This is a genomic window from Streptomyces sp. NPDC090021 (genome assembly GCF_044748225.1).
In the GTDB taxonomy this organism is placed as follows: domain Bacteria; phylum Actinomycetota; class Actinomycetes; order Streptomycetales; family Streptomycetaceae; genus Streptomyces.
In genome coordinates, this window is the sequence record NZ_JBIVFO010000058.1 from 1 (window position 1) to 13,152 (window position 13,152).

Below are 13,152 nucleotides of genomic sequence, written 5' to 3' on the forward strand. Positions count from 1 at the left end.
CCTCGTAGCGGAGCTACTAGGACATTCGGCTCGTGCGCCGAGGGTGCGTGCCGGGCGTCGCGACGCCGCGGGGCAACTCAATACAGGCCCTAGGTCCGTCGTCAAGTGTGGCCGGCGGGGCCGGGGGAGGCATCGCGAGGCGGCGGGGCGCCCGTGTGCGGGGCGTACTCGGGCCCCGGCGACGCGGCGCGGTGGGGTGCCGGGCGCCGCGGGTGAGGCGGGATGGCGGCAGGGCCCGGCAGCGGCTGCCGGGGGCGGGATTTCTTGATCGTCGGGTCAGGGCAGAATGGGCGTGTCCGCCCGAGCCGTCCGACGAATACGAGGTATCGCCCGTGGCCATCCGCGTTCTCCTGGTCGACGACCAGCCCCTGTTGCGCACCGGATTCCGGATGATCCTGGAGGCTGAGGAGGACCTGGCGGTGGTCGGCGAGGCCGGGGACGGTCTGCAGGCGCTGGACCAGGTGCGGGCGCTGCAGCCGGACGTGGTGTTGATGGACATCCGGATGCCGCGGATGGACGGGGTCGAGGCGACGCGCCGGATCACCGGTCCGGGGCGGGACGGTCCGGCGAAGGTGCTGGTGCTGACCACGTTTGATCTGGACGAGTACGTGGTGGAGGCGCTGCGGGCGGGGGCGAGCGGCTTCCTGTTGAAGGACGCGCCGGCGGGTGAGCTGGTGCAGGCGATCCGGGTGGTGGCGGCGGGCGAGGCGATGCTCGCGCCGAGCATCACGCGTCGGCTGCTGGACAAGTACGCGGGGCACCTGCCGTCGGGTGAGGAGCGCCTCCCGGACACGCTGGGGACGCTGACCGAGCGCGAGGTGGAGGTCCTGAAGCTGGTGGCGCGGGGCCTGTCGAACGCGGAGATCGCCGCGGATCTGTTCGTGAGCGAGACGACGGTCAAGACGCACGTGGGGCACGTCCTGACGAAGCTGGGGCTGCGTGACCGGGTCCAGGCGGCGGTGTACGCCTACGAGAGCGGTCTGGTCCGGCCCGGGGCGCAGTAGCCGTGTCCCCCGCGCGGTCCTGGTGGGCTCGGGAACGGTGGCGGGGACGGGAACCGGGAACCGGGAACGGGGAACGGGTAACGAGAACGGGCACGGGGCCGCACGCGCGAGGGAAGGTCGCGCGTGCGGCCCCGTGGTGTGTCCGGGGGCGGTCCGGAGGATCAGCCCTTGCTGATCTCCCAGAAGCGGAAGACCGTGGAGGCGTCCAGGGACCACTGCAGACCGTTCACGTTCTGGCGGGTGACGGCGTACTGCTTGCCCTGCCAGAGCGGGAGGAGCGGGAGCTCGTCGGCGACGATGTCCTGCAGCCGGTCGTAGTCGGTGTTGGCCGCGGTGCGGTCGGACTTCGCGGAGGTCGACGGGATGATCGTCCCGGTGATCTCCTTGTTGTCGTAGTTGTTGTTCAGGACGTTGCCCGGGCCGAAGAACGGCTGGGTGAAGTTGTCGGCGTCCGGGTAGTCGGGGACCCAGCCCTTGACGTAGATGCCGTACTTGCCGGCCGCGATGTCCTTCTCGTACTGCTCGTACTCGACGGACTTGACGTCGGCCTCGAAGAGGCCGCTGTCGTTGAGCTGCTTGGCGATGACCTCGAACTGCTGGTCGGTGGAGGGGCCGTAGCGGGACGGGGTCGAGTAGAGGGTGACCTTGACCTTGCCGTTGATGTTGGCGGCCTTGAGGACGGCCTTGGCCTTCTCGGGCTGCGGGGTGCCGCCGTAGCGGTCGAAGAACGGCGTGGTGTGGCCGGCGATGCCGGTCGGCACGATGGAGTAGAGCGCGGTGGCGGTGCCGGCGTACACGTCCTTGACGAGGGCCTCGCGGTCCACGAGGTAGGCGATGGCCTTGCGCACGGGGAGCTTGCCGACGACGGGGTCGTTGACGTTGAAGACCATGTGCTCGACCTCGGCGCCCGTGCCCTGGACGACGTCGACCTTGTTGTCGCCGGTCTTGCTGGAGGCGAGGGCGGCGATGTCCTTGGCGGCGAGGCCGCGGAAGGCGAAGTCGACGGCGCCGCTCTCGAGGGTGGACTTGAGGCCGGCCTGGTCGCCGTTGAAGAACTTCAGGGTGACGCCGGTGTTCTTGGCCTTGGCCTTGCCGGTGTAGGACTCGTTGACCGAGAAGGTGGCGCTCTTCTCGCTGAAGGAGTCGAGCTTGTAGACGCCGGAGCCGACGGCCTTGTTGTCGGTGCGGAGCTTGTCGGCCGGGTACTCGCGGTGGTCGACGATGGAGCCCGCACCCGAGGCGATCTTGCTCGGGAAGGTGGCGTCGGAGTTCTTCAGGCGGAAGACGACGGTCGTCTCGTCGGGGGCGTCGATGCCCTCGATCGAGGAGAGCATGACGGCGGGGCCGTTCTCGTCGTTGATCTTCAGGGTGCGCTCGAAGGAGTACTTGACGTCCTTCGAGGTGAGCTCGTTGCCGTTGCTGAACTTCAGGTCGGACTTCAGCGTGCACTTGAAGAGCTTGCTGTCGCCGCCCTCGAAGCCGCAGCTCTGCGCGGCGTCGGGCTCGGGGGTGGTGCCGCCCTTGGGGAAGCTCAGCAGCGACTGGAAGACGTTGTTGAAGAGCAGCCAGGAGCCCGGGTCGTAGCCGGACGCCGGGTCGGTGGACTTCACCTTGTCGGATATGCCCATGACCACGCCCTTGCCGCTGCCGGCATTGGAGCCATCGGTCGAACCGCAACCGCTGAGCAGCGCGGCGGCGGTGGCCGCGCCGAGCGGGGCCGCCAGCCACTGGTTACGTCGATTCACGCGAACGTCCTTCACAGTCGAACTGTTTCGTTGCTCCGGCCCGCGACATCCGCTGCCGGTCTTTGCCTCGCTCAGCCGCTTACGCCGCGGCCGAGCTCCCACAACTGGAGGTCGGAGATGGCGTTGACCGACCACTCCACTCCGGTGATCCCGTCGCGTGCGGCGACGTACTGCTTGCCCTGCCACAGGGGCAGGACGGGTACGTCCTCGGCGACGATGTCCTGCATCTCCGTGATCGCGGGGGCGGCGACGTTACGGTCGACCGCGCGCCGGGATTCGGGGAGGAGCCTGGTGCGCACCGCGTTGTTGGCGTACGGCGTGCCCAGGAAGTTGTCCTGCTCCAGGAACGGGGCGAGGAAGTTGTCGGCGTCCGGGTAGTCGGGGAACCAGCCGAGCCCGTAGGCGGCGTGGTCGCCCTTCTTCTGCGCGGGGCGGAAGTCGCCCCATTCGCTGCCCTGGACGGTGATGTCGAACAGCTGGGTGGAGTTGAGCTGGGCCTTGAGGGCCTCGAACTCCGCTGCCGTGCCGTCGCCGTAGTGGTCGCTGGTGTAGTGCAGCGTCAGCTTGACCGGGGTCTTGATCCCGGCTTCCTTCAGGAGCGCGGCGGCCTTGGGCGTGTTGCCGTCGCCGTACTTGTTGTAGAAGGAGTTGACGTGGCCGGTCACGGAGGTGGGGACCAGCGAGTAGAGCGGCTGGGCGGACCTGCCGTAGACCTTGGAGATGAGCGCGTTGCGGTCGACGGCGGCGGCGAGCGCCTGGCGCACGGCCTTGTCCTTGACGACGGGCGCGTCGGTGTTGAAGCCGAGGTAGCGGATCTCCAGGCCGGGCATCGGGACGAGCTTGACGCCCTTGGGCGGGTTGGTGCTGAGCTCGGTGATCTGGGCGGGCGACAGGGTGCGGGAGACCATGTGGATCTTCCCGTCGGTGAGGGCCTTGCCCATGGCCGTGGAGTCGGCATAGGTACGCAGCTCGACCTTGTCGTTCTGCAGCTTGATGTCGCCCTTGTAGTGGGGGTTCTTGCTGAAGACGGCGCGGACGAGGCGGTTGTCCCTGACCTCGGCCTTCATGGTGTACGGCCCGGAGCCGTCCACCGCGAAGCCCTCGCGGAGCTTCTTGGCGTCGTAGCTCTTCTCGCTGACGATGCCGGCGGCGGGGGTGGAGAGCTTGAAGGGGAAGGTCGCGTCCGGGGTCTTCAGGTGGAAGATCACGGTGTCCTCGCCCTTGATCTCGACGTTGTCGAGGGTGGAGAGCAGCGAGGAGGGGCCGTTCTCGTCCTTGATGGCGAGGACCCGGTCGATGGAGAACTTGACGTCCTTGGCGGTGAGCGGGTCGCCGCTGGCGAACTTGAGCCCGGGGCGCAGGGTGCAGCGGTAGCTCTCGTTGCCTGAGTCGGTGAAGCGGCAGGCGGAGGCCGCCTCGGGGACGGGCTGGCCGCCGCCGCGCGGGGTGCGCATCAGTGTCTGGACGGTCTGGCGCAGGACGTTCCAGGTGCCGGCGTCGTAGGCGTAGGCGGGGTCGAACGGAGCGGGAGCGAAGTCTGCGGCCTCGAACCGGTCGGTGGTCCCGACGACGATCGCCGCGGATCCTGCTCCTCCACCGCTCGCGGTGCCGCATGCGGCCAGCGCGGGGGTGAGCAGTCCGGCCGCGGCCGTCAGCACCATGGTCTTGCGGTTCATGCTGGAAGTACTCCCTGTAACCGGCACTTGCTCAAAGCGGCGTGAAGGGCACTTCGCGGCGGTCGCCCGTTCGGGGCGGAACGATCGGGCCGGTGTTGTGACGATCGGTCCACGCGGTTCCGGAACAGGGGTGTGTGTCCGGGACGCGGCTGGGTGCGGCGCAGTGCCCGGATCGACACTAGTGGTCCGGGAAGGGGTGGCCTGAACGCGCCGGACTGGGGGCGTCGTCGCACCGTGATCGGAACGGACTGCCTGTTCACAGGCAGGGCTCCGCAGATTCGGTCAGGAGCTGATCAATGCGGACACATGGGAAGCCGGATGGCCCTCCGGTCAGGGCCGTCGGGGGTGTGACGCGTGACCAAGGTCACCCTGCGCAACAACCCCGGAGGGGATGGAATTTCAGCCTCCGGGGCCTGCGACGGAAGATCCTTCCGTCAAGGTGCGGCCTGACGGCATCCCGTTCGACACGGAGCGTGTTCAAGGCAATCCGGCGCGTGTCGATGCATACCGATGTAGGTCACTGCATGCCGATGTGTCCACTTGCGCTGCGTACACGCCCGGCGGGAAGCGCACCGGGCGCCACGGCACCCGGGATCGTCACTCTCGGTGAGCGATCTCAGTTCATCGGGGCGATCAGGGAGCGCAGGAACGCGAGGTCCACGTCCTCCAGCGACCCGACGACCGTGCGCCCGGGAGCCGGTTCGATGACGCCGGCGGAGGGGATCGCCACGACCCGGCAGCCGGCGGCCTCGGCGGCCGCCACGCCGGTGCGGGTGTCCTCGATGACCGCGCACCGCGAGGGGTGGGCGCCCAGCGTGCGTGCGGCGAACAGGTACGGGTCGGGGTGCGGCTTGGTACGGGTCACCTCGTCGCCGGCGACCGTCATCGTGAACCGGTCGCGGCCGAGGGTGAGCAGGACCTGGTCGATGACCCGGCGGTGGGAGGCGGAGACGAGGGCGGTGGGCACGTTGTGCCGGGCCAGCTCGGTCAGCAGCCGCTCGGCGCCCGGCATCAGGGGGACCCGGTCGGCGATGCGCGCCTCGAAGCGCTCGTTGAGCAGGACGCTCAGCTCGGCGAGGCCGATGGCGGCGCCGGTGGCCTCGATCAGGAAGCCCGCGCTGCGGCTCATCGGGCCGCCGACGACCACGTCGCGCCAGGCGTCCTCAAGCCGGTGTCCGAGCTCCTGGAAGATCTCCGCCTCGATCTCCCACCAGAAGCCCTCGGTGTCCACCAGGGTGCCGTCCATGTCGAGCAGCACCGCCTGCAGGGCCGAACCGTCGGCCGTGCGGGTGACCGGGGCGGGAACGGTGCTCGTCATGCGCATGCCTCTCCGAAGGGACGACAAGGCCGGTCGCCTCTCCCTCGGGGCATACCACCCCTCGGAACAGGCGACCGGCCTGTGTGGGACCGACAAGTGTACGTCGGCGGAGCTCAGCGTGCGTTGAAATACTTCGCTTCGGGGTGGTGGATCACGATCGCGTCCGTCGACTGCTCCGGGTGGAGCTGGAACTCCTCCGAGAGGTGGACGCCGATCCGCTCCGGCTGGAGGAGGTCGGCGATCTTCGCACGGTCCTCCAGGTCGGGGCAGGCGCCGTAGCCGAGGGAGAAGCGCGCGCCCCGGTACTTGAGGTCGAACATGTCCTCGACCTTCGCCGGGTCCTCGCCGCCGAATCCGAGCTCGGCGCGGACCCGGGCGTGCCAGTACTCGGCCATGGCCTCGGCGAGCTGGACGGACAGGCCGTGCAGCTCCAGGTACTCGCGGTAGGAGTCGGACTCGAACAGCCTGGCCGTGGCCTCGCCGATCTTCGAGCCGACGGTGACCACCTGGAGGCCGACGACGTCGGTCTCACCGGACTCCTCCGGGCGGAAGAAGTCCGCGAGGCACAGTCGGCGGCCGCGGCGCTGGCGCGGGAAGGTGAAGCGGGTCCGCTCGTTGCCGGCGTCGTCGAGGATGATCAGGTCCTCGCCCTTGGAGACGCAGGGGAAGTAGCCGTAGACGACGGCCGCCTCCAGCAGGTTCTCGGTGTGCAGCTTCTCCAGCAGGCCGCGCAGGCGCGGGCGGCCCTCGTTCTCGACGAGCTCCTCGTAGGTGGCCCCGCCGGCGCGGGCCTGCTTCAGGCCCCACTGGCCCTTGAAGAGGGCGCCCTCGTCCAGCCAGGAGGCGTAGTCCTTGAGGGGGATGCCCTTGACCACCCGGGTGCCCCAGAACGGCGGGGTGGGCACCGGGTTGTCGACGGCCACGTCGGAGCGGCCGCCGGCCTCTTCCGGCTCCTCCACCTGGAGGGCGGGAGTGTCCCGCTTGGCGACGCGGCGCTGCTTGAGTTCGGGCAGGGCGGCCCCGGGCACGCCGCGCTTGACGGCGATGAGGGCGTCCATGAGGCGCAGGCCCTCGAAGGCGTCGCGGGCGTAGCGGACCTCGCCCTCGTAGATCTCGTGGAGGTCCTGCTCGACGTAGGCGCGGGTGAGGGCGGCGCCGCCGAGGATCACCGGGTAGTCGGCGGCCAGCTTGCGCTGGTTCAGCTCCTCCAGGTTCTCCTTCATGATCACGGTGGACTTCACGAGCAGGCCGGACATGCCGATGACGTCGGCCTTGTGCTCCTGGGCGGCTTCGAGGATCGCGGAGACGGGCTGCTTGATGCCGATGTTGACGACGTTGTAGCCGTTGTTGGTCAGGATGATGTCGACGAGGTTCTTGCCGATGTCGTGGACGTCGCCGCGGACCGTGGCCAGCACGATGGTGCCCTTGCCCTCGTCGTCCGTCTTCTCCATGTGGGGTTCGAGGTAGGCCACGGCCGACTTCATGACCTCGGCGGACTGCAGGACGAAGGGGAGCTGCATCTGGCCGGAGCCGAAGAGCTCGCCGACGACCTTCATGCCCTCCAGGAGGGTGTCGTTGACGATGTCGAGGGCGGGGCGGGTCCGGAGGGCCTCGTCGAGGTCGGCCTCCAGGCCGTTCTTCTCGCCGTCGATGATGCGGCGCTGCAGGCGCTCCTCCAGGGGCAGTGCGAGGAGCTCCTCGGCGCGGCCGGCCTTCAGGGACTTGGTGTTGACGCCCTCGAAGAGGGCCATCAGCTTCTGCAGCGGGTCGTAGTCCTCGGTGCGCCGGTCGTAGATCAGGTCGAGGGCGGTGGAGACCTGCTCCTCGTCGAACCGGGCGATCGGGAGGATCTTGGAGGCGTGGACGATGGCCGAGTCGAGGCCGGCCTTGACGCACTCGTCGAGGAAGACGGAGTTCAGCAGGACGCGGGCGGCGGGGTTGAGGCCGAAGGAGATGTTCGACAGGCCCAGGGTGGTCTGGACGTCGGGGTGGCGGCGCTTGAGCTCGCGGATCGACTCGATCGTGGCGATGCCGTCGCCGCGGGACTCCTCCTGGCCGGTGCAGATGGTGAAGGTCAGCGTGTCGATGAGGATGTCCGACTCGCGGATGCCCCAGTTGGCCGTGAGGTCCTCGATGAGGCGTTCGGCGATGGCGACCTTGTGCTCGACGGTGCGGGCCTGGCCCTCCTCGTCGATGGTCAGCGCGATGAGCGCGGCGCCGTGCTCCTGGGCCAGCCGGGTGACCTTGGCGAAACGGGACTCGGGGCCGTCGCCGTCCTCGTAGTTCACCGAGTTGATGACCGCGCGGCCGCCGAGCTTCTCCAGGCCCGCCTTGATGACGGGGACCTCGGTGGAGTCCAGGACGATCGGCAGGGTGGAGGCGGTGGCGAAGCGGCCGGCGAGCTCCTCCATGTCGGCGACGCCGTCGCGGCCGACGTAGTCCACGCAGAGGTCGAGCATGTGCGCGCCCTCGCGGATCTGGTCGCGGGCCATCTCGACGCAGTCGTCCCAGCGGCCCTCCAGCATGGCCTCGCGGAACTTCTTGGAGCCGTTGGCGTTGGTGCGCTCGCCGATCGCCATGTACGAGGTGTCCTGGCGGAAGGGCACGGTCTGGTAGAGGGAGGCGGCGCCGGGCTCGGGCCGGGGGTCACGCTGGACGACCGCCGTGCCGCGGACCCGCTCGACGACCTGGCGCAGGTGCTCGGGGGTGGTGCCGCAGCAGCCGCCGACCAGGGAGAGGCCGTACTCGCGGACGAAGGTCTCCTGGGCGTCGGCGAGTTCGGGGGCGGTCAGCGGGTAGTGCGCGCCCTCCTTCGTCAGGACGGGCAGGCCGGCGTTGGGCATGCAGGAGAGCGGGACGCGGGCGTTGCGCGCGAGGTAGCGCAGGTGCTCGCTCATCTCGGCGGGGCCGGTGGCGCAGTTCAGCCCGATCATGTCGATGCCGAGGGGCTCCAGCGCGGTCAGGGCCGCGCCGATCTCGGAGCCCAGGAGCATGGTGCCGGTGGTCTCGACGGTGACCGAGCAGATCAGCGGGACGCTGACGCCGAGCGCCTCCATGGCGCGGCGGGCGCCGATGATGGAGGACTTGGTCTGCAGGAGGTCCTGGGTGGTCTCGACGAGCAGCGCGTCGGCGCCGCCGGCGAGCAGGCCCTCGGCGTTGGTCTGGTAGGCGTCGCGGATCTGCGCGTAGGTGATGTGGCCGAGGGTGGGCAGCTTGGTGCCGGGGCCCATGGAGCCGAGGACCCAGCGCTGCTGTCCGGTGGAGGCGGTGAACGCGTCGGCGACCTCGCGGGCGATGCGGGCGCCGGACTCGGAGAGCTCGAAGTTGCGTTCGGCGATGTCGTACTCGGCGAGGGCCGCGTAGTTCGCGCCGAAGGTGTTGGTCTCGACGCAGTCCACGCCCACCGAGAAGTACGCCTCGTGCACCGTGCGGACGATGTCGGGGCGGGTGATGTTGAGGACCTCGTTGCAGCCTTCGAGCTGCTGGAAGTCGTCGAGGGTGGGGTCCTGCGCCTGGAGCATCGTTCCCATGGCTCCGTCGGCGACGACCACGCGGGTCGCGAGCGCCTCCCGGAGGGCGTCGGCCCGGGTCTGGGTGTCGGCGGGCGGGTTCGGCAACGAGGCCATGGAGTGCTCCCTGGGATGCGACGGCTGTCGGCTTTGCACCCCCGCTGTGTCAGGGGTGCACGCGGCCAGGGTAACCGCGAGGCACCGGCCCCGGTGTGGGTGTCCCACGTGGCGGACTGCATTCTGTGGCGGGAAGTTGTCAGGGGTGTCCCGTTGGCCGTGCGCCGAACAGATCGTCCGGCGGTGCGCGAGGTCGGCATCGACCGATACTGTTCAGCATTGTCGAACCGCGTCAAGATGTCAGTAGTAACGAAGGTCAGCAGGAGGCTGCGCGATGGCACGGAACATCCAGTCGCTCGAACGAGCCGCTGCGATGCTGCGACTCCTGGCGGGCGGGGAACGCCGGCTGGGGCTCTCCGACGTGGCCTCGTCGCTGGGCCTGGCCAAGGGCACGGCCCACGGCATCCTGCGCACCCTGCAGGCCGAGGGCTTCGTCGAGCAGGACCCGGCCTCCGGGCGCTACCAGCTGGGCGCGGAGCTGCTGCGCCTGGGCAACAGCTACCTCGACGTGCACGAGCTGCGGGCCCGCGCCCTGGTGTGGACCGACGACCTGGCCCGCGCGAGCGGCGAGAGCGTGTACGTGGGCGTGCTGCACCAGAGCGGGGTGCTGATCATGCACCACGTGTTCCGGCCCGACGACAGCCGTCAAGTGCTGGAGGTCGGGGCCATGCAGCCACTGCACTCGACGGCGCTGGGCAAGGTGCTGTCGGCGTACGACCCGGTCGCGCACACCCAGGCGCTGGAGGTGGAGCGTGACGCGTTCACGCCCCGCACGGTCACGGACGCGGCCGGCTTCGAGGAGCTGTTGGGCCTGACCCGGGCGCGCGGCTGGGCCGCGGACGTCGAGGAGACGTGGGAGGGCGTCGCCTCGGTGGCGGCGCCGATCCACGACCGGCGCCGGATGCCGGTGGGCGCCGTGGCGGTCGCGGGCGCCGTGGAGCGGGTCTGCGGCGAGTCCGGGGAGCCCCGTGCGGCCCTCGTGGCCTCGGTGCGGGACTGTGCGCGCGCGGTTTCACGCGACCTCGGCGCAGGCCGGTTCTGACCCCCCTCTAGCAGGCTTCGGCCATCACCTGGCACCCTTCTGCCCATTTTTCGCCATATCTCGACCTCAGGATGGCCGGATTTGGCTGACCGCACCTCCGGGTAACGATCCGACACATTGGCCTGGCCGACCCTTGACGCATTCTTCACCTGGGCGGAAAACTGCCGTTCACCGGTCGACATTGTCGAACACCTACCGGCAATACGCGCTAGGATGCGACAAGGCCAAGGACCGGTGCAGCACTCACCGAGTGCGCGGAATCACCGGAGGGACCCGGTTTCCGCCCACCCCTGGACGTACGTAAGGAGTCGCGGGTGTCCAGCTCCGACATCTTCATCGGCGAGACCATCGGTACCGCCCTGCTCACCCTGCTCGGCGGCGGCGTCTGCGCCGCAGTGACGCTCAAGAGCTCCAAGGCCCGCAACGCGGGCTGGCTCGCGATCACCTTCGGCTGGGGCTTCGCCGTCCTCATCGCGGCCTACGTCTCCGCGCCGCTCTCCGGTGCGCACCTCAACCCGGCGGTCACCGTCGGCCTCGCCGTCAAGACCGGCGAGTGGGGCGACACCCCCGTCTACTTCGCCGGCCAGCTCCTGGGCGCCATGCTCGGCGCGGTCATCATGTGGATCACCTACTACGGCCAGTTCCGCGTCCACCTCGCGGACCCCGAGCACATCCGCGACGCCAAGCTCGGCCCGGAGGACCCGCACCCGCACGACGTGGCCGGACCCGTGCTCGGCATCTTCTCCACGGGCCCCGAGATCCGCAACGTCGTACAGAACCTCACGACCGAGATCATAGGCACCGCCGTCCTGGTCCTGGCGATCCTGACCCAGGGCCTCCAGGACGACGGCAAGGGCCTCGGCGTCATCGGCGTCCTGATCACGTCCTTCGTGGTCGTCGGCATCGGCCTCTCCCTGGGCGGCCCGACCGGCTACGCCATCAACCCGGTCCGCGACCTCGGTCCGCGCATCGTCCACGCCCTGCTGCCGCTCCCCAACAAGGGCGGCTCCGACTGGGGATACTCCTGGATCCCGGTGGTCGGCCCGCTCGTCGGTGCCGTGCTCGCCGGCGGTCTTTACAACATCGCGTTCGCCTGATCAGCATCTGCAGCGCTCGTAGGATCCGCACCGCACTCCTGATTCCGCCTACTCACCAGACCTGCCAGGAGCAGCCATCATGACCAGCAGCACCGGCCCCTTCATCGCCGCGATCGACCAGGGCACCACCTCCTCCCGCTGCATCGTCTTCGACCGCGACGGCCGTATCGTCGCCGTCGACCAGAAGGAGCACGAGCAGATCTTCCCGAAGCCGGGCTGGGTCGAGCACGACGCCACCGAGATCTGGACCAACGTCCAGGAGGTCGTCGCCGGCGCCATCGCCAAGGCCGAGATCACCGCCGCCGACGTCAAGGCGATCGGCATCACCAACCAGCGCGAGACCACCGTCCTGTGGGACAAGAACACCGGCGAGCCGGTCCACAACGCGCTGGTCTGGCAGGACACCCGCACCGACGCCCTGTGCAAGGAGCTCGGCCGCAACGTCGGCCAGGACCGCTTCCGCCGCGAGACCGGCCTGCCGCTGGCGAGCTACTTCGCCGGCCCGAAGGTCCGCTGGCTGCTCGACAACGTCGAGGGCCTGCGCGAGCGCGCCGAGGCCGGCGACATCCTCTTCGGCACCATGGACTCGTGGGTCATCTGGAACCTCACGGGCGGCGCCCAGGGCGGTGCGCACGTCACCGACGTCACCAACGCCTCGCGCACCATGCTGATGAACCTGCACACCCTGGCCTGGGACGAGAAGATCGCGGAGTCGATGGGCGTCCCGCTCAACGTGCTCCCCGAGATCAAGTCCTCCGCCGAGGTCTACGGCCACGTCAAGGAGGGCGTCCTCGCCGGTGTCCCGGTCGCCTCGGCGCTCGGTGACCAGCAGGCTGCGCTGTTCGGCCAGACCTGTTTCGCCGAGGGCGAGGCCAAGTCCACGTACGGCACCGGAACGTTCATGCTCATGAACACCGGCGACAAGATCATCAACTCCTACAGCGGCCTGCTGACCACCGTCGGCTACCAGATCGGCGACCAGAAGCCGGTCTACGCCCTGGAGGGCTCCATCGCCGTCACCGGCTCGCTCGTCCAGTGGATGCGCGACCAGATGGGCCTGATCAAGTCCGCGGCCGAGATCGAGACCCTGGCCCTGTCCGTCGAGGACAACGGCGGCGCCTACTTCGTGCCGGCCTTCTCCGGCCTGTTCGCCCCGTACTGGCGCTCCGACGCCCGCGGTGTGATCGCCGGCCTCACCCGGTACGTCACCAAGGCGCACATCGCCCGTGCCGTCCTGGAGGCCACCGCCTGGCAGACCCGCGAGATCACCGACGCCATGACCAAGGACTCGGGCGTCGAGCTCGCCGCCCTCAAGGTCGACGGCGGCATGACCTCCAACAACCTGCTGATGCAGACGCTCTCGGACTTCCTGGACGCCCCCGTGGTCCGTCCCATGGTCGCCGAGACCACCTGCCTCGGCGCCGCCTACGCCGCCGGCCTGGCCGTCGGCTTCTGGCCCGACACCGACGCCCTGCGCGCCAACTGGCGCCGTGCGGCGGAGTGGACCCCGCGGATGCCCGCCGAGCAGCGGGAGCGCGAGTACAAGAGCTGGCTCAAGGCCGTCGAGCGGTCCATGGGCTGGGTCGACGACGAAGACGCCAGCTGACCGCACCAGCTGAGTCAATCGACGAGGAGCGATAAGAG

Annotated in this window: 8 protein-coding genes; 4 read left to right on the forward strand and 4 right to left on the reverse strand. The window is 69.4% G+C overall.

The window, feature by feature from the left end:
- Positions 1-332 precede the first annotated feature (332 nt).
- Positions 333-1,004, forward strand: coding sequence for a response regulator transcription factor (locus ACIPXC_RS32165; protein ID WP_030963767.1), 672 nt, complete (start codon positions 333-335; stop codon positions 1,002-1,004).
- Between the two features lie 161 nt (positions 1,005-1,165).
- On the opposite strand, the gene ACIPXC_RS32170 is transcribed toward ACIPXC_RS32165, so the two are convergent.
- The 4 genes from ACIPXC_RS32170 to metH all read right to left on the reverse strand — a co-directional run bounded on the left by ACIPXC_RS32170 (position 1,166) and on the right by metH (position 9,369).
- Complete coding sequence (locus ACIPXC_RS32170; RefSeq protein WP_401625205.1) at positions 1,166-2,749, reverse strand: ABC transporter substrate-binding protein; 1,584 nt, start codon at positions 2,747-2,749, stop codon at positions 1,166-1,168.
- Positions 2,750-2,820: 71 nt separating this feature from the next.
- Entirely contained in the window at positions 2,821-4,425 is a 1,605-nt protein-coding gene (locus ACIPXC_RS32175; RefSeq protein WP_401625207.1) for an ABC transporter substrate-binding protein, read from the reverse strand.
- A 616-nt stretch (positions 4,426-5,041) separates the two neighbouring features.
- The gene (locus ACIPXC_RS32180; protein ID WP_401625210.1) at positions 5,042-5,743 is read right to left on the reverse strand and encodes an HAD family hydrolase; all 702 of its coding nucleotides are present in this window, start codon (positions 5,741-5,743) and stop codon (positions 5,042-5,044) included.
- Positions 5,744-5,856: 113 nt separating this feature from the next.
- The gene (metH, locus tag ACIPXC_RS32185; protein WP_401625212.1) at positions 5,857-9,369 is read right to left on the reverse strand and encodes a methionine synthase; all 3,513 of its coding nucleotides are present in this window, start codon (positions 9,367-9,369) and stop codon (positions 5,857-5,859) included.
- 274 nt (positions 9,370-9,643) lie between these two features.
- Between metH and ACIPXC_RS32190 the strand changes: the two genes are divergently transcribed.
- From ACIPXC_RS32190 to glpK, 3 genes are all read left to right on the forward strand, one after another.
- Positions 9,644-10,411, forward strand: a complete 768-nt coding sequence (locus ACIPXC_RS32190) for an IclR family transcriptional regulator (protein WP_401625215.1) — start codon at positions 9,644-9,646, stop codon at positions 10,409-10,411.
- A 314-nt stretch (positions 10,412-10,725) separates the two neighbouring features.
- Entirely contained in the window at positions 10,726-11,508 is a 783-nt protein-coding gene (locus ACIPXC_RS32195; protein WP_401625218.1) for an MIP/aquaporin family protein, read from the forward strand.
- Between the two features lie 79 nt (positions 11,509-11,587).
- Positions 11,588-13,114: a glycerol kinase GlpK gene (glpK, locus tag ACIPXC_RS32200; protein ID WP_183067684.1), complete on the forward strand. Its 1,527-nt coding sequence runs from the start codon at positions 11,588-11,590 to the stop codon at positions 13,112-13,114.
- Positions 13,115-13,152: the final 38 nt, after the last annotated feature.

What these genes read in the sequence shown, in the direction of transcription:
- glpK (WP_183067684.1), top strand. Translation starts at nt 11,588, where the DNA reads ATGACCAGCAGCACCGGCCCCTTCATCGCCGCGATCGACCAGGGCACC.
- ACIPXC_RS32175 (WP_401625207.1), bottom strand. Translation starts at nt 4,425, where the DNA reads ATGAACCGCAAGACCATGGTGCTGACGGCCGCGGCCGGACTGCTCACC.
- ACIPXC_RS32190 (WP_401625215.1), top strand. Translation starts at nt 9,644, where the DNA reads ATGGCACGGAACATCCAGTCGCTCGAACGAGCCGCTGCGATGCTGCGA.
- metH (WP_401625212.1), bottom strand. Translation starts at nt 9,369, where the DNA reads ATGGCCTCGTTGCCGAACCCGCCCGCCGACACCCAGACCCGGGCCGAC.
- ACIPXC_RS32180 (WP_401625210.1), bottom strand. Translation starts at nt 5,743, where the DNA reads ATGACGAGCACCGTTCCCGCCCCGGTCACCCGCACGGCCGACGGTTCG.